This window comes from Mycobacterium asiaticum, assembly GCF_001673365.1.
Lineage (GTDB): Bacteria > Actinomycetota > Actinomycetes > Mycobacteriales > Mycobacteriaceae > Mycobacterium > Mycobacterium asiaticum_A.
In genome coordinates this window covers 1-16,934 of the sequence record NZ_LZLS01000104.1, presented here as the reverse complement: position 1 = coordinate 16,934, position 16,934 = coordinate 1, and the positions used below count along the sequence as shown (strand labels likewise).

Here is a 16,934-nt window from a genome sequence, read left to right as displayed (position 1 = left end):
AAGTTCGGATTCGCCTGTTAGTGGTGATTGCGCCTGCTGGATCTGACAACGTGCCCAGCCAGCGGTTATCGGGTTCCACTTCCCGATGGTTTCTTGAATGTTGTTGCTACTGTGCGTGTTTCGCGCGAACTGGGGTGGAGTCGCGGTAGCGCCGGGAGTAACTAGGCCAGGGTCACCAGGCCGAGTTCGGCGCTGTCAGCCAGCATCGGATGGCGCGGCAACACCCGGACCGTGTACCCCAGCGCCCCGGCCAGCGGCAGCGGCGTCGTCGCCGAAAAGACTTGGTTACCCCCCTCGGCACTGCCGGTGTAGGTCATCTGGACGGTGAGCGGATCCAGCAACTCGTCGCCGGCATCGACTCTGCCCAGCACCGCCTGCACCGTCACCTCGTCGGGGGACAGCCCGGCGAGCTGCACGGTGGCGGTCAGCGTCAGCTTCGACCCCAGCAACGGAGTGTCTGGCAGGCCTGTGCTGTCGACGTCGGTGATGTCGATCTGGGGCCACGCCGCCTCCGCGCGTCGCCGGTAGGCGGTCAACTCCCGGGCCGCGTCGAACTCGCTGCCGCCATCCGGCGCGGCGACGGTGTTGCGCAGCGAGCGCGCCGCCGGCAAGTAATACTGCTCGACGTAGTCGGTGACCATCCGGGATGCCAGTACCTTCGGGCCCAGCGTCTGCAAAGTGTGGCGCACCATCTCGATCCAACGCGGCGGCACCCCACGCTCGTCGCGTTCGTAGAACTTCGGCGTCACCGCCTGCTCGAGCAGGTTGTAGAGCGCGCTGGCCTCCAGGTCGTCGCGCCGCTCCTCACTCGCGACCCCATCGGCAGACGGTATCTCCCAACCGTTTTCGCCGTCGTACCACTCATCCCACCAGCCGTCGCGAATCGACAGATTTAGCCCGCCGTTGAGCGCGCTCTTCATGCCCGACGTGCCACAAGCTTCCAACGGCCGCAGCGGGTTGTTCAACCAGACGTCACAGCCCCAGTAGAGCAACCTGGCCATCGACATGTCGTAGTTGGGCAAAAACGCGATGCGGTGCCGGACCTCCGGGCGGTCGGCGAACCGCACCACCTGCTGGATCAGCGCCTTGCCGCCGTCGTCGGCGGGATGTGACTTGCCCGCGACGATCAGCTGAATCGGCCGGTCCGCATCGAGCAGCAACCGCTGCAGCCGCTGCGGGTCGCGCAGCATCAGGGTCAGCCGCTTGTAGGTCGGAACTCGCCGGGCAAACCCGACGGTAAGTACATTCGGATCGAATGCCGTTGTTATCCAACCCAATTCAGCATCCGACGCGCCGCGTTCCAGCCATGACTGGCGCAGCCGCGCACGCACGTCCTCGACCAGCAGCGCGCGCAGCTGAGAGCGGATCGACCACAGATAGTTGGAGTCGACCTGCTGCAGCCGTAGCCACACGGCAGGCTCGCTGAACGAATCCGATCCTGCCAACTCACGACCCAGTTCCAGCCACTGCGGAGCGGCCCAGGTGCGTGCGTGCACGCCGTTGGTGATCGACCCGATCGGCACTTCGGCGCGGTCGAATCCCGGCCACAGTTCGTTGAACATGGCCCGACTCACTCGGCCGTGTAGCAGCGAGACACCGTTGGCCCGCTGCGCCAATCGCAGTCCCATGTGGGCCATGTTGAACTTTTCCGGGTCGTCCTCGACACCCAGCGCAAGGACACGCTGGGCCGGCACCCCCGGCAACAGCGCGGACACACCGGCGTCATCTTCGTCGTCGAAGTATCGCTGCACCATTTCCACTGGAAAGCGGTCGATTCCGGCAGGCACCGGCGTGTGGGTGGTGAACACGGTGCTGGAACGCACCACGGTCAACGCAGTGTCAAAGTCCAATCCGTCTCGGACGAGTTCCCGGATCCGCTCCACGCCCAGGAAGCCGGCGTGCCCCTCGTTCATATGGAACACCTCGGGGGCCGGGCGTCCCTCGATGGAGGTGAACGCCCGGATCGCCCGCACGCCGCCGACGCCGGCCAAGATTTCCTGCCTGATGCGATGTTCCTGATCGCCGCCGTATAGACGGTCGGTGACGCTGCGCAGGTCATGTTCGTTCTCCGGCACATCGGAGTCGAGCAGCAGCAGCGGCACGCGGCCCACCTGTGCCACCCAGATCCGTGCCCGCAGCTGCGCAGCATCCGGTAGCGCCAGCTCCACCAGCACCGGATCGCCGGTAGCGTCGGTGAGCAACCGCAACGGCAGACCCTGGGGGTCCAGCGACGGGTAGGTCTCCTGCTGCCAGCCGTCGGCGGTCAGGGACTGCCGGAAGTAGCCCGAGCGGTAGTACAGGCCGACCGCGATCAGCGGTAGCCCCAGGTCAGACGCCGCCTTCAGATGGTCGCCGGCCAAAATCCCGAGGCCGCCAGAGTAATTCGGCAGCACCTCGGCCACGCCGAACTCCATCGAGAAGTAGGCGATCCCGGTCGGCATGGCAACACCGTCCGCCTCCTGCTGCTGATACCAGAGCGGACGACGCAGATAGTCGTCCAAATCGGCGGCGAGTTCGTCGAGGCGACGCAGAAATTCCTCGTCGAGCGCCAGTTCGTCGAGGCGGCTGGGTTTGACCGCACCGAGCACTGCCACTGGATCTTTGCCGCACTTCGACCACAGGTCGGGGTCGATAGTGGCGAACAGATCCTGGGTGGGTTTCTCCCATGACCAGCGCAGGTTCGTCGACAGCTGGTCGAGCGCGGCGAGACGATCGGGAAGGTGAGCGCGGACGTTAAAGCGGCGAAGGGCCTTCACGCAACTCAACCTTACTGCGAATTTCGCTGCGCGCAGCGTTCCACAGCGACCGCATAGGGAGTGCGCTTCAGCACCCTGCGGTGTAGCCGGACACTAGGGTGGGTATGGGCGCAAGAGGCGAACAGAGGGAGATCTACACCCCGATGACGACAACGCGGCCGCCCGGGGTGCAAGCCTAGGAATGTTCCCGGCGACGGTGCGGCCCGCAGGTCTGGGTTGCAGGAGCCGGCAACCGAAACGCTCCCGGCGACGACGCGACCTGGACTCGAGGCCGTGGCGCAGCCGGGCGATCGAAACGGAGTGATTGGTGCCCGGTCGTATCGAGATCGATGACGTTCAGCCCGTCGTCTCTTGTGGCACGTATCCGGCCAAAGCGGTGGTCGGCGAGGTAGTTCCAGTCCGCGCCGCGGTGTGGCGCGAGGGACACGAAGCCGTCGCCGCCACATTGGTGGTGCGCTACCTCGGAACCCGCTACCCGCAGGTCTGCGGCGGCCGCAGGACCCGGGAGCCAGACGCCGCGCAAGCCTCCCAGCAGGCCGGGCCAGGGCATTCATCTTCCATGTCTCCCATGTTTGTGGGCCTGGAACCGTTCGTATTCCACGGGCAGTTCGTCCCAGACCGGGTGGGCTTGTGGAGCTACCGAGTCGAGGGTTGGGGCGATCCGATTCACTCCTGGCGGCACGGGGTGATCGCGAAACTTGATGCGGGTCAAGGCGAAAAGGAGCTATCCAATGATCTTCTGGTCGGCGCCGGCTTGTTCGAACGAGCCGCGGCTGAAGTGCCGCGGCAAGAGCGCAGCGCACTACTAGATGCCGCCACCGCGCTGAAGACACCGGGTGACCCGTTGACCCGAACCGCGTTGGCGCTGGCTCCCGAGGTCGAGAAACTTCTCAGTCGGTATCCGCTGCGGGAGCTGGTCACAAACGGCGAGCAGTACGACGTCTGGGTGGATCGGCCGCTGGCTCGCTTCGGTTCGTGGTACGAACTCTTTCCCCGGTCTACCGGCGGCTGGGACTCCGATGGGAACCCCGTGCACGGCACCTTCGCCACTGCGACGGCTGAACTTCCCCGGATCGCCGAGATGGGCTTCGACGTGGTCTACCTGCCGCCCATCCACCCGATCGGGAAAGTGCATCGCAAGGGCCGCAACAATAATCCCACCGCCGCACCCGGAGACGTCGGTTCACCCTGGGCGATTGGCAGCGCCGAGGGCGGCCACGACGCCGTCCATCCCGACCTGGGCACCATTGATGACTTCGATGACTTCGTCTCCGCCACAAAAGAATTCGGCATGGAGGTGGCGCTGGACCTGGCACTGCAGTGCGCGCCGGACCATCCGTGGGCGCGCGAGCACCGCAACTGGTTCACCGAACTGCCCGACGGCACCATCGCCTACGCGGAGAACCCGCCGAAAAAGTACCAGGACATCTATCCGCTCAACTTCGACAACGACCCCGCCGGTCTCTACGACGAGGTGCTGCGCGTGGTCCGGCACTGGATCGATCACGGCGTCAAGGTCTTTCGGGTCGACAACCCACACACCAAGCCACCGGACTTCTGGGCTTGGCTGATCGGTCGGGTGAAGGCCCTCGACCCTGAGGTGTTGTTCCTCTCCGAGGCGTTCACTCCGCCGGCGCGGCAGTACGGCTTGGCCAAACTGGGCTTCACCCAGTCCTACAGCTATTTCACCTGGCGAACCGCCAAATGGGAGCTCACCGAGTTCGGCAACGACATCGCCGCCCTCGCCGACTTCCGCACGCCGAACTTGTTCGTCAACACTCCCGACATCCTGCACGAGGTCCTACAGCACCATGGCCCGGGCATGTTCGCGATCCGCGCGGTGCTGGCGGCGACGATGAGTCCGGCCTGGGGGGTGTATTCCGGTTACGAGCTGTTCGAGCACAAGGCGGTGCGTGAGGGCAGCGAGGAGTACCTGGATTCGGAGAAGTACGAATTGCGTCCCCGCGATTTCGCCGGCGCGCTCGCCGAAGGCAAGTCACTGGAGCCGTTCATCAAACGGCTCAACGAAATTCGCCGGCTGCATCCTGCTCTGCAACAGCTGCGCACCATGCACTTCCACAACGTGGACAACGACGCGCTGCTGGCGTACAGCAAGTTCGACGCGGCCACCGGCGACTGCGTGCTGGTGGTGGTCACCATCAACGCGTTCGGGCCCGAAGAAGCAACGCTGTGGTTGGACATGGAGGCGTTGGGTATGGAGCCTTACGAACGCTTCTGGGTGCGCGACGAGATCACCGGTGAGGAATACCAATGGGGGCAGGCCAATTACATCCGCATCGACCCGGGTCGAGCAGTCGCTCACATCATCAACATGCCGTCCATACCCGCCGAATCTCGAACCAAGCTGCTGCGCAGGAGGTGAGGGCAAGTGAATCGCGCCGACCAAATCGCTAAGACGGATCTGGCACCCGACGCCGCCGAGGTGGCACGCCTGACATCGGGCACCCACCACAATCCGCACGGCATCCTCGGGGCCCACGAATACGGCGACCACACCGTCATTCGGGCATTTCGTCCGCATGCGTCCAGCGTCGTCGCGGTGGTGGGTTCGGAGCGGCTGCCGCTACAACACGTCGATTCCGGTGTTTTCGCGGTCGCGCTGCCGTTCGTCGATCTCGTCGACTACCGGCTCGAGGTGACCTATGACGGCTCAGACCCGTACACCGTCGCCGACGCATACCGATTCCTGCCCACACTGGGCGAGGTCGATCTGCACCTATTCGCTGAGGGCCGCCATGAACGGCTCTGGGAAGTCCTCGGCGCCCATCCCCGCTCGTTCAGCACGCCCGATGGTGAGGTGAACGGCGTGTCCTTCGCCGTCTGGGCGCCGAACGCCAAGGGCGTCAGCCTGATCGGCGAGTTCAACGGGTGGACGGGCAATGACGCTCCAATGCGGGTGCTGGGCTCTTCGGGAGTGTGGGAACTGTTCTGGCCGGACTTTCCGCTCGACGGCCTGTACAAGTTCCGGGTGCACGGCGCAGACGGCGTCGTGTCCGAACGCGCCGATCCGTTCGCCTTCGCCACCGAGGTGCCGCCGCACACGGCTTCGCGAGTGACGGTGAGCGATTACACCTGGGCGGACGACGCCTGGATGACGCAGCGCGCCCAGCGCAACCCGGTGTTCGAGCCGATGAGCACCTACGAGGTACACCTCGGCTCGTGGCGTCCTGGACTCAACTACCGTCAGCTCGCCAAGGAGCTGACGGAATATGTTGTGGAGCAAGGCTTTACCCACGTCGAGCTGCTGCCGGTGGCCGAGCACCCGTTCGGCGGATCGTGGGGGTACCAGGTCACGTCGTATTACGCGCCGTCGTCTCGCTTCGGTACGCCCGACGAGTTCCGTGAGCTGGTCGACGCCCTGCACCAGGCCGACATCGGCGTGATCGTGGACTGGGTACCTGCCCATTTCCCGAAGGACGCCTGGGCGTTGGGCCGGTTCGACGGCACGCCGCTATACGAGCATTCCGACCCCAAACGTGGCGAACAATTAGATTGGGGCACTTACGTTTTCGACTTCGGCCGGGCCGAGGTGCGGAACTTCCTGGTGGCCAACGCGTTGTTCTGGCTGCAGGAGTTCCACATGGACGGGCTGCGGGTGGACGCGGTCGCCTCGATGCTCTACCTGGACTACTCGCGCCCGGAAGGCGGCTGGACGCCGAACATCTATGGCGGCCGGGAAAACCTGGAGGCCGTGCAGTTCCTGCAGGAGATGAATGCCACGGCGCACAAGGCGGCTCCGGGCATCGTCACCATCGCCGAGGAGTCGACCTCCTGGCCGGGCGTTACCCGACCGACCAACCTTGGCGGACTTGGGTTTTCGATGAAGTGGAACATGGGCTGGATGCACGACACCCTCGACTACTTCAGTCGCGACCCGATCTACCGCAACTATCACCACCACGAGATGACGTTCTCGTTGCTGTATGCGTTCAGCGAAAATTTCGTGCTGCCGCTCAGCCACGACGAGGTGGTGCACGGCAAAGGCACCCTGTGGGGGCGCATGCCAGGCGACAATCACGCCAAGGCCGCCGGGTTGCGCAGTCTGCTGGCCTACCAGTGGGCGCACCCAGGCAAGCAACTGATGTTCATGGGCCAGGAATTCGGCCAACGCGCCGAATGGTCAGAAGAACGCGGCTTGGATTGGTGGCAGCTCGACGAGCATGGCTTCTCCAACGGTGTCCTGCGTCTGGTGCGCGACATCAACGGGATCTACGCCAGCCATCCGGCGCTGTGGAGCCAAGACACCACCCCCGACGGCTATTCGTGGATCGACGCCAACGACTCGGCCAACAACGTGTTGAGCTTCCTGCGTTACGGCAGCGATGGGTCGATGCTGGCGTGCGTGTTCAACTTCGCCGGAGCCGAACACAGCAACTACCGATTGGGCCTGCCGCAGGCCGGCCGCTGGCGGGAAGTGCTCAACACCGACGCTTCGATCTACAACGGCTCCGGAAAGGGCAATCTGGGCGGCGTCGACGCCACCGACGACCCGTGGCACGGCCGCCGGGCGTCTGCGGTGTTGGTGCTGCCGCCGAACTCAGCGATCTGGCTGGAACCTGAGTAGAGGCTGGTTCCTCGGTCCTCGCGCGCCAGGGGCGTCAGTACAGCGCGTTGGCGAGGTTGCGACGGGCGGCGACCACTTCGGGATCGGCAGGGTCGAACAGCTCGAACAGCTCGATCAGGCGGGTGCGCACCTTGGTGCGCTCGTCACCGGCGGTGCGGCGCACCAAAGCGGTCAGGCGTTCGAATGCGGCGGTGACATCCTGGTTCAGGATCTGTAGGTCGGCGGCCGCGAAAGCGGCCTCGACGTCGTGGGGTGCCGCGTCGGCAACCTCGACCGCATCTGGGCGCTGCGCGGTTGCGCGGGTGAGAAATTCGATCTGGCGGATGGCCCCCTTGGCTTCCGCGCTGCCCGGGTCGGCCTCCAGGATCGCCTGGTACGACTCCCTCGCCGCCGCGAAGTCGCCCGCCTCGAGCGCCTCACGGGCGCCGGCGAGCACCGGGTCGACTTCCTCTGGCTGTCCCGATCCCGACGGGCCCCGCAGTTTTCCTTCCGTTGCCGCGAGCAGCTTGTCCAACCAAACCCGCAACTGGTCCGCGGGTTGTGGACCCTCGAAGCTCGAAAGTGGCCGTGCGGCAGCCAAAGCCACCACGGTGGGGACGGCCTGCACGCCGAAAGCCCGGGCTATACCGGGCGCGGCGTCGACGTTGGCGGCGGCCAGCGCCCACTTGCCGCCATCCTCGGCGGCCAGGGTGGACAGCGTCTCGAGGAGCTCGACGCAGAGCTCACTGCGCGGCGACCACAACAAGACCACGACCAACACCTCGTCGGAGCGGTTGATGACCGCCTCTTCGAAGTTGTCCTCGGTGACCTGAATGATCTCCGGCCCGCCCGGGGCACCGGGCTCGGTCGACGGCCCGCGGGGGGCGGGGCCGGCCGAGGTCTGCTGAGCGCGCTGTTTGAGGCCCGACAGGTCGACCGCACCGGCCAACGCGGGCCCGACGGAAGGCCGAGGACGTGTCACGCAACCAAGTCTGTCACGCCGCGCCGGTTCGCTCGCGGCGACCTCCTAGGAGCGAATAAAGGCGCCGGAATTCGCCGGGACGGCCTTCGACCGGTGGATATGACTAATCTCACAAGTGACGCCAATGGTCTCGAAAATGGTCGCGCCAGCAAATTCGACGACCGGTCACCCGGCCCGCAGGATCAGCGCATCGCCCTGGCCGCCGGCACCGCACAGGGCCGCAACGCCATAACCGCTGCCGCGGCGCGCCAATTCCAGCGCGACGTGCAGCGTGATGCGGGCACCAGACATGCCGATGGGGTGCCCGACGGCAATGGCGCCGCCGTTGACGTTGACGATCTCGGGGTCCACCCCGAGTTCTTTGGTGGAGGCCAGAGCAACCGCCGCGAACGCTTCGTTGATCTCCACCACGTCGAGCTGCTCAGCCGAGATGCCCTCCCGGTCGAGCGCCTTCTTGATGGCGTTGGCGGGCTGCGACTGCAGCGTGGAATCCGGGCCCGCCACGACGCCGTGCGCACCGATCTCGACCAGCCACGTCAGTCCCATTTCCTGGGCTTTTTCCTTGTTCATGACCACTACCGCGGCGGCGCCGTCAGAGATCTGCGAGGCCGAGCCGGCGGTGATGGTGCCGTCCTTGCGGAATGCCGGTTTGAGGCCGGCCAGCGAGTCGGCGGTGGTGTTGGCGCGGATGCCCTCGTCCTCGCTGAACTGCAGCGGATCACCTTTGCGCTGCGGGATGCTCACCGGAACGACCTCGTCGGCAAAGACACCGTCCTTCCAGGCCGCGGCCGCCTTCTGGTGCGACTGGGCAGCGTATTCGTCCTGCTGCTGGCGGGTGAACTTGTCGACGTCGTTGCGCTGCTCGGTAAGCGCGCCCATCGGCTGATCGGTGAAAACGTCGTGCAACCCGTCGTAGGCCATGTGGTCACGCACCGTGACATCGCCGTACTTGTAGCCGGCTCGGCTATCCATCAGCAGGTGGGGCGCCTTGGTCATCGATTCCTGCCCGCCTGCGACCACCACGTCGAACTCGCCGGCGCGAATGAGCTGGTCAGCAAGGGCGATGGCGTCGATCCCGGACAGGCACATCTTGTTGATGGTCAGTGCGGGGACATCCCAGCCGATGCCGGCCGCGACCGCGGACTGCCGCGCGGGCATCTGGCCGGCACCCGCCGTGAGCACCTGGCCCATGATCACGTACTCGACCGCCGAGGCCGGCAGATTGGCCTTTTCCAGCGCGGCTTCGATCGCGATGGCGCCCAGATCACTGGCGCTGAAATCCTTCAGCGAACCCATCAATTTGCCAATGGGTGTCCGTGCTCCAGCAACGATCACCGACGTCGTCATCAAACCTCCTAGAACGCTCGGGAACGGTCGATCGGACCAACCCGGAGAAGCGAATTCTTTCTTATGAGGTTACCGTTATGTAATGACGACTGATCAAGTTGACGCCCGTCAGGTTCTCGCCACATCGCTAGTTACCGGGCTCGATCATGTCGGCATTGCGGTCGCCGACTTGGACGCCGCGATCGAGTGGTACAACGACCACCTGGGCATGATCCTGGTGCACGAAGAAATCAACGACGACCAGGGCATCCGCGAGGCGATGCTGGCGGTGCCAGGCACCAGCGCCCAGATTCAGCTGATGGCCGCCCTGGACGAAACGTCGGTGATCGCCAAGTTCATCGACAAGCGCGGGCCGGGTATCCAGCAGCTGGCGTGCCGGATCAGCGACCTGGACGCCATGTGCGAGAAGTTGCGGGCACAGGGTGTGCGCTTGGTCTATGACTCTCCTCGGCGCGGCACCGCGAACTCGCGGATCAACTTCATTCACCCCAAGGACGCCGGCGGTGTCCTGATCGAATTGGTCCAACCCGCCAGCTAAGACCACTTTCGGGTGGGACCGCGGTTGCCGCGGTTGGCCCAGCACGGCGTGTGCCAGTGCCGCCGATCGGCCACGGCATCCGCTGTTCCGATCGGTAAGACCACCACATGCGCGGTGCCCGAACGGATTTCGTGATCACACCCAGGACAGCGGTAGGTCTTGACGGCGCGCGCCGCGGCCACCGGGCGCACTTCGTACTCGTAGCCGTCGGGCCCGGTTTCCACGCGCTGCGGCAACGGGAGCCGGGGTGCTGGTCTGCGCCGCCGGGTCATCTCAAAACAGCCGGTACTCGTCGCTGTCCATGCCACGCATCTTGTCGTAATCCAGTGTCAGACAACGGATGCCACGATCAACCGCCAACGTTCGGGCTTGCGGTTTGATCTGCTGGGCGGCGAACACTCCCTTTACGGGCGCGAGAAGGGTGTCGCGGTTGAGCAATTCGAGGTAGCGAGTGAGTTGCTCCACGCCGTCGATCTCGCCGCGCCGCTTGATTTCCACCGCGACCGAACCACCCCGTTCATCCCGGCACAGCAGATCGACGGGTCCGATCGCGGTCATGTACTCGCGACGCACCAACGTATATCCCTCGCCCAGCAGCTGAACGTGCTCGGCAAGCAACGCCTGCAGATGCGCCTCCACGCCATCCTTGACCAGCCCCGGGTCGATGCCGAGATCGTGGGTGGAGTCGTGCTCGATGGCCTCGACCGTGATCCGCAGTTGTTCACCGGCCTTGTTCTCCACCACCCAGACCGCACCCGGTTCTTCGGTCAGCCGGCACGGCGGGCTCATCCAATTGAGCGGCTTGTAGGCGCGGTCGTCGGCGTGCACGCTGACCGAACCGTCTGCCTTGAACAACAGCAGCCGGCGCGCGGAGGGTAGATGTGCGGTCAGCCGACCCACGTAATCGACGGTGCATTGGGCAATGACGAGACGCACCCGCACTACCTTAGAGCCTGCAAGAAGGCCGTGCCCCGCCGCCATGTCGGCGAGAAGACGACGGTCCAGCAGTCGGGCAACGCGGCTGGTTTCGCCTCGCGAGTCCGCCGGAGTTGGTTGACCGGCGCACCTTCAGGCGTCGAAAAATTCAGCCCCGGGGCAGGCAGGACGAATTAGGCTTGCGCCACCATGTCGTCGAACAACACGATGGCGCACCGAATGGGCCGGGTGCTCGAGACGTTGACCCGTCAGAGCGGCCGGCTGTCCGGGACTCCGGAGTACGGCTCCTGGCTGCTCGGTCGGGACTCGGAAAGTCCGCAGCGGCGGCTGCGGCGCGTCAAGCTCATCGCCAGCCTCTACATCGTGCTGGCGAATCTAACCAGCATCGGTGTCGTGCTGGTGCTGCTGAGCTTTGCTTTCCCAGAGCCCAACATCTACCGGGAAGCGCCGCGCTGGGTAACCTACGGCGTCGCCCCGGCCTACGCGATCGTCGCACTGGCAGTGGGTACCTTCTGGATCACCACGCGAATCGTCACGGTGGCGACCCGCTGGATGATCGAAGGCCGCGCTCCCAACCGAATTGACGGACGCAACACCGTGCTGGCCCCGTTCCGGGTGGCCCTCGTCCACGTCGCGCTTTGGGACGTCGGGGCGATATTGCTCGCGGTGCTCTACGGCATCTCCAATGACCTGTTCATCCCGATCGTCTTGTTCACCATCTTGATCTGCGGCCTCACCGTGGCCACCAACAGCTATCTGTTCACCGAGTTCGCGCTGCGACCGGCAGCCGCCCAGGTGCTGGAGGCTGGTTTGACGACCCGACGGTTCGCTCCGGGCGTGATGGGCCGAACGATGACGGTGTGGACGATGGGTTCGGGCGCGCCGCTCGCCGGGCTTGCCCTGACGGCGCTGTTCGCGCTGCTGGTAAAGGATCTGACCGAAACCCAGCTCGGCGTCGCGGTGCTGATCATCTCCGTGACGGCAATCATCTTCGGGTCCCTGGTGATGTGGATCATGTCGTGGCTGACTGCCACGCCGGTTCGGGTGGTGCGCGCGGCGCTCGAGCGGGTGGAGCAGGGAGATTTGCGTGGCGACTTGGTGGTGTTCGACGGCACCGAACTCGGCGAACTGCAACGCGGATTCAACAGAATGGTGAAAGGGCTGCGCGAGCGTGAGCGGATTCGTGACCTATTCGGCCGGCACGTCGGCCGGGAGGTCGCCGCGGCCGCCGAACGCGAGCGACCCAAGCTGGGCGGTGAGGAACGCTACGTCGGCGTCGTCTTCGTCGACATCATCGGCTCCACCACGCTGGTCCGCAGCCGCCCCCCGGTCGAGGTCGTTGACCTGCTTAACCGGTTCTTCACCATCGTCGTCGAGGAGGTGGACCGGTATCACGGGCTGGTCAACAAATTCGAAGGGGACGCGTCGCTGGCCATCTTCGGCGCCCCGATTCGCCTCGACTGCCCCGAGGACGCGGCGCTGGCCGCCGCGCGCGCCATGGCCGAACGCCTGGACAACGAAATGCCCGAGTGCAGGGCCGGAATTGGAGTGGCAGCAGGGCAGGTGGTGGCCGGCAACGTTGGCGCCAAACAGCGGTTCGAGTACACCGTGATCGGCGAGCCCGTCAACGAAGCAGCACGGCTGTGCGAACTCGCGAAGTCGCATCCCGGCAACTTGTTGGCGAACGCGATTACCGTCCGGCACGCCAGCGAAAGCGAAAGCGCCCGTTGGTGTTTGGGTGATTTTGTGACACTGCGCGGACACGAGGAACCCTCCCAGCTCGCGCATCCGTGCTGAACGGACTGGCGGCCAATGATGCACCCGACTAAGTCCGGACCGGCTACGACGAATTAGGCTGACGCCACCATGTCGCCCAATACGGCCGCCAAGCCAAGCATCGCGCAGCGCCTGGGCCGGGTCCTAGAAAGGGTCACCCGTCAAAGCGGGCGACCCGATACTCCCGCGTACGGATCCTGGCTCCTCGGCCGGGTGGCCGAAGATCAACACCGCCGCCGGGTCCGCATCCAGGTCATCATGACCGTCTTTATCGTGGGGGCGAATCTGATCGGCATCGCCGTAGCCGTGTTGTTGGTGACGGTCGCCGTTCCGGTGCCCAGCGTGTTCAGCGACGCCCCGCTGTGGGTGTCGTTCATCGCGGGACCGGCCTACATCGTCCTGGCGCTGATTGTCGGGGCCTACACGATCACCCGCGGCACTGTCGAGGCGCTGCGCTGGGCGATCGAGGAGCGTGCACCTACCCCCAGAGACGCGCGCAACACCTTCATGGCGCCCTGGCGGGTGGCCATCGGTCATCTCATTTTGTGGGGCATCGGTGCGGTGCTGCTGACCGTCCTCTACGGCATGGCCAACATCATGTTCGTCCCCCGGTTTGCGGTGGCGGTGAGCTTCTGCGGCCTGCTGGTTTCCACCGGCAGCTATCTGCTCACCGAGTTCGCCCTGCGTCCGGTGGCTGCTCAGGCGCTCGAAGCCGGACCGCCGCCACGGCGGATGGCACCGGGGATCATGGGCCGAACCATGATGGTGTGGCTGCTCGGCTCAGGCGTTCCGGTCGTGGGCATCGGTCTGCTGGCGATTTTCGAGATGGCCTTGCAGAACCTGACCATGACCCAATTTGCGGTCGGGGTGCTGATCATCTCGATTGCCACGCTGATCTTCGGCTTCATGCTGATGTGGATCCTGGCCTGGCTGACGGCCACACCGGTGCGGGTGGTGCGCGCGGCGCTCAAGCGCGTCGAGAAAGGTGATCTGCGCGGCGACCTCGTCGTGTTCGACGGCACCGAACTCGGTGAACTGCAGCGGGGTTTCAACAAGATGGTCGACGGGCTGCGCGAGCGCGAACGCGTCCGCGATCTGTTCGGGCGTCATGTCGGGCGCGAGGTCGCATTGGCCGCCGAACGCGAACGCCCCAAACTCGGGGGCGAGGAACGCCACGTCGCCGTCGTGTTCCTCGACATCGTGGGATCCACGAAGTTGGTGACCAGCTGCCCCCCTTCGGAAGTCGTTCACCTGCTCAACCAGTTCTTCACGATCGTCGTCGAGGAAGTCGACAACCACTGCGGACTGGTGAACAAATTCGAAGGCGACGCCTCGCTGGCGATTTTCGGAGCACCCAACCATCTGGAGAGCCCGGAAGACCAGGCGCTGGGCGCGGCCCGCGCGATCGCCGACCGACTTGCCAGTGAAATGCCTGAGCTGCAGGCCGGTATCGGCGTGGCTGCGGGAACCGTTGTCGCCGGAAACGTGGGTGCCAAAGAACGGTTCGAATACACCGTCATCGGCGAGCCGGTGAACGAGGCGGCGCGGCTGTGCGAGCTGGCGAAATCCCGGCCCGGCAGATTGGTGACGTCGGCGGAGACCCTAGAGGGCGCCAGCGAGGACGAACGCGACCGATGGACCCTGGGTCGACACGTGAAACTCCGCGGGCATGACCAGCGCACCCGGCTTGCCTCGCCGGCCGAACCGGCCGAACCCGCAAAGTCCGGCAAGTAACTCCGTGCGCCGGCGCGCGTACCCTTAGCCCATGGGTTCCGGCGGGTGGGCTTTCATCGTCTACGGCGCCGTCATCGTCGTCTTTTTCGGGATCATCGCCTACAGCGTGAAGGCGACTCGGGCCGATCGATCCCGGTTGGACGACAGCGATCCGGACGGACGCGATTAGTCGGCCGTCCCAACATTGATGTCGCTTTTCCGCCAGTCATGTCGGCCCCCAGGTGTAACTGTTGAAACGTGCATGAAGATTTCGAACGCTGCTACCGGGCGGTGCAAGCCAAGGACGCCCGGTTCGACGGCTGGTTCGTGATCGCGGTGAAAACCACGCGGATCTACTGTCGGCCCAGTTGTCCCGTCCGGCCACCGCTCGCGCGCAACGTGCGATTTCTGCCAACGGCCGCGGCCGCGCAGCGTGAGGGCTTTCGGGCGTGCAAGCGGTGCCGGCCGGATGCATCTCCGGGATCGCCCGAATGGAATGTGCGTGGCGATGCCGTCGCGCGGGCGATGCGACTGATCGCCGACGGCACCGTGGACCGTGAAGGGGTTACCGGTCTGGCCGGCCACCTCGGCTACACAACCCGGCAGGTCGAGCGCCTGCTGCAGGCCGAGGTCGGCGCCGGGCCGCTGGCGCTGGCCCGCGCTCAGCGGATGCAGACCGCGCGCATCCTGATCGAGACCACCGACTTGCCGTTCGGGGACGTCGCCTTCGCTGCCGGTTTTTCCAGCATCCGGCAGTTCAACGACACGGTCCGGGTGGTGTGTGACAGCACGCCGACGGCATTGCGCGCTCGAGCGATGACACGATTCGGATCCAGCACTGCATCCCCGGGAACGCTCACCTTGCGATTGCCGGTGCGGACGCCGTTCGCATACGAGGGTGTGTTCGGTCATCTGGCTGCCAGTGCGGTGCCGGGCTGTGAGGAAATCCGTGACGGGGCTTTTCGGCGCACGCTGCGGCTCGCATCGGGCAACGGTCTAGTCAGCCTGACGCCGGCTCCCGATCACGTGCGTTGTGTGCTGGTGCTCGACGACCTTCGCGACCTTGCGGCCGCGACGGCTCGCTGCCGCCGTCTGCTGGATCTCGATGCCGACCCCGAAGCGGTGGTCGAGGCGTTGGGCGCCGACCCGGACCTAGGGCCGGTGGTCGCCAAAGCCCCCGGGCAGCGGATCCCCCGCACCGTCGATGAAGCGGAGCTGGCCGTGCGAGCGGTACTGGGGCAACAGGTTTCGACCAAGGCCGCACGTACCCATGCTGGTCGGCTGGTCGCCGCCTACGGCGAACCGGTGTCCGACACCGCGGGGGCATTGACGCATGCGTTCCCCTCGGTGGCGCAACTGGCCGAGATCGATCCGGTTCATCTGGCCGTCCCCAAGGCGCGCCAGCGGACTTTGAGCGTGTTGATCGGTGGGCTCGCCGACGGCAGCGTGTCTCTCGACGCGGGATGTGACTGGGCCCAGGCTCGACGGCAATTGCTGGAATTGCCCGGCATCGGCCCGTGGACCGCCGAGGTAATCGCCATGCGCGCTCTGGGCGACCCCGACGCGTTTCCGGCCAGCGACCTCGGCCTTAAGCTGGCCGCCAAGCAGCTGGGCCTGCCGGCGCAGGAACGCCTGCTGGCCGGGCACAGCACCCGGTGGCGGCCGTGGCGCTCCTACGCCACCCAGCATCTGTGGACCACGCTCAAACATCCAGTCAATCAATGGCCGCCCCAGGAGGATGTCGCATGATTTGTTACCGCACGATCGACAGCCCAATCGGTCCGTTGACCCTGGCCGGACAGGACGGGGTCCTGACAAATCTCCGGATGGTCGATCAGACCTATGAGCCGAGTCGCGCCGACTGGACACTGGATACCAGCGCGTTCGACGATGCCGCCAAACAACTCGACGCCTATTTCGCCGGCGATCTGGCCGACTTCGACATCGATATGGACATGCGCGGCACCGCATTTCAACGCCGCGTCTGGTCAGCACTGCTCACCATTCCTTACGGCGAAACGCGGTCATACGGAGAAATTGCACTTCAGATCGGCGCTCCCGGCGCGGCACGCGCGGTGGGATTGGCTAACGGGCACAATCCCATCGCCATTGTCGTACCGTGCCATCGGGTTATCGGAGCGAGCGGAAAATTGACCGGTTATGGCGGCGGACTTGACCGCAAACAAACGCTATTGGCGTTGGAGAAGCGCCGCGTGGCTTTGACGCTGTTCGACTAGGTTGCGCGAGCAATAGCTCCTATGTCAAGCCGCGGCGGTTTGGGGTGGTGATTGGCGGGCCTTTTCGTCGGCGATGAGGTGGCGG

General features: G+C 65.3%; 13 protein-coding genes. 8 read left to right on the top strand and 5 right to left on the bottom strand.

Annotated elements, in window-relative coordinates:
* Positions 1-161 precede the first annotated feature (161 nt).
* Positions 162-2,756, bottom strand: a complete 2,595-nt coding sequence (gene glgP, locus A5634_RS12160) for an alpha-glucan family phosphorylase (RefSeq protein ID WP_065144303.1) — start codon at positions 2,754-2,756, stop codon at positions 162-164.
* A gap of 307 nt (positions 2,757-3,063) precedes the next feature.
* Between glgP and A5634_RS12155 the strand changes: the two genes are divergently transcribed.
* Positions 3,064-5,139, top strand: coding sequence for an alpha-1,4-glucan--maltose-1-phosphate maltosyltransferase (locus A5634_RS12155; protein ID WP_065144302.1), 2,076 nt, complete (start codon positions 3,064-3,066; stop codon positions 5,137-5,139).
* Positions 5,140-5,145: 6 nt separating this feature from the next.
* Complete coding sequence (glgB, locus tag A5634_RS12150; protein ID WP_065144301.1) at positions 5,146-7,341, top strand: 1,4-alpha-glucan branching protein GlgB; 2,196 nt, start codon at positions 5,146-5,148, stop codon at positions 7,339-7,341.
* 34 nt (positions 7,342-7,375) lie between these two features.
* Here the strand turns inward: glgB and A5634_RS12145 are convergent, their stop codons facing one another.
* Together A5634_RS12145 and A5634_RS12140 are read right to left on the bottom strand one after the other, a co-directional pair.
* Positions 7,376-8,302 (bottom strand): tetratricopeptide repeat protein, encoded by a 927-nt coding sequence (locus A5634_RS12145; protein ID WP_065144300.1) that lies wholly within the window; start codon positions 8,300-8,302, stop codon positions 7,376-7,378.
* Positions 8,303-8,467: 165 nt separating this feature from the next.
* Positions 8,468-9,649: an acetyl-CoA C-acetyltransferase gene (locus A5634_RS12140; protein WP_065144299.1), complete on the bottom strand. Its 1,182-nt coding sequence runs from the start codon at positions 9,647-9,649 to the stop codon at positions 8,468-8,470.
* 82 nt (positions 9,650-9,731) lie between these two features.
* Between A5634_RS12140 and mce the strand changes: the two genes are divergently transcribed.
* Positions 9,732-10,187: a methylmalonyl-CoA epimerase gene (mce, locus tag A5634_RS12135; RefSeq protein WP_065144298.1), complete on the top strand. Its 456-nt coding sequence runs from the start codon at positions 9,732-9,734 to the stop codon at positions 10,185-10,187.
* On the opposite strand, the gene A5634_RS12130 is transcribed toward mce, so the two are convergent.
* Both A5634_RS12130 and nucS read right to left on the bottom strand, forming a co-directional pair.
* Positions 10,184-10,459 carry a hypothetical protein gene (locus tag A5634_RS12130; protein WP_065144297.1) on the bottom strand — a complete coding sequence of 92 codons (276 nt, stop codon included), beginning with the start codon at positions 10,457-10,459 and terminating at the stop codon, positions 10,184-10,186. The genes mce and A5634_RS12130 overlap by 4 nt on opposite strands.
* A gap of 1 nt (position 10,460) precedes the next feature.
* Positions 10,461-11,123, bottom strand: a complete 663-nt coding sequence (gene nucS, locus A5634_RS12125) for an endonuclease NucS (protein WP_065144353.1) — start codon at positions 11,121-11,123, stop codon at positions 10,461-10,463.
* Positions 11,124-11,312: 189 nt separating this feature from the next.
* Here nucS and A5634_RS12120 point away from each other — a divergent pair, with 189 nt between their 5' ends.
* The 5 genes from A5634_RS12120 (at position 11,313) to A5634_RS12105 (ending at position 16,849) form a co-directional block, all read left to right on the top strand.
* The gene (locus A5634_RS12120; RefSeq protein WP_065144296.1) at positions 11,313-12,920 is read left to right on the top strand and encodes an adenylate/guanylate cyclase domain-containing protein; all 1,608 of its coding nucleotides are present in this window, start codon (positions 11,313-11,315) and stop codon (positions 12,918-12,920) included.
* Positions 12,921-12,989: 69 nt separating this feature from the next.
* Entirely contained in the window at positions 12,990-14,633 is a 1,644-nt protein-coding gene (locus A5634_RS12115; protein ID WP_065144295.1) for an adenylate/guanylate cyclase domain-containing protein, read from the top strand.
* A 31-nt stretch (positions 14,634-14,664) separates the two neighbouring features.
* Entirely contained in the window at positions 14,665-14,802 is a 138-nt protein-coding gene (locus A5634_RS28180; protein ID WP_155769502.1) for a hypothetical protein, read from the top strand.
* Between the two features lie 68 nt (positions 14,803-14,870).
* A complete protein-coding gene (locus A5634_RS12110) occupies positions 14,871-16,361 on the top strand; it encodes a DNA-3-methyladenine glycosylase 2 family protein (RefSeq protein ID WP_065144294.1) in 1,491 nt (496 codons plus the stop codon).
* Positions 16,358-16,849 carry a methylated-DNA--[protein]-cysteine S-methyltransferase gene (locus A5634_RS12105; RefSeq protein ID WP_065144293.1) on the top strand — a complete coding sequence of 164 codons (492 nt, stop codon included), beginning with the start codon at positions 16,358-16,360 and terminating at the stop codon, positions 16,847-16,849. The genes A5634_RS12110 and A5634_RS12105 overlap by 4 nt, the downstream gene beginning before the upstream one ends.
* Positions 16,850-16,934: the final 85 nt, after the last annotated feature.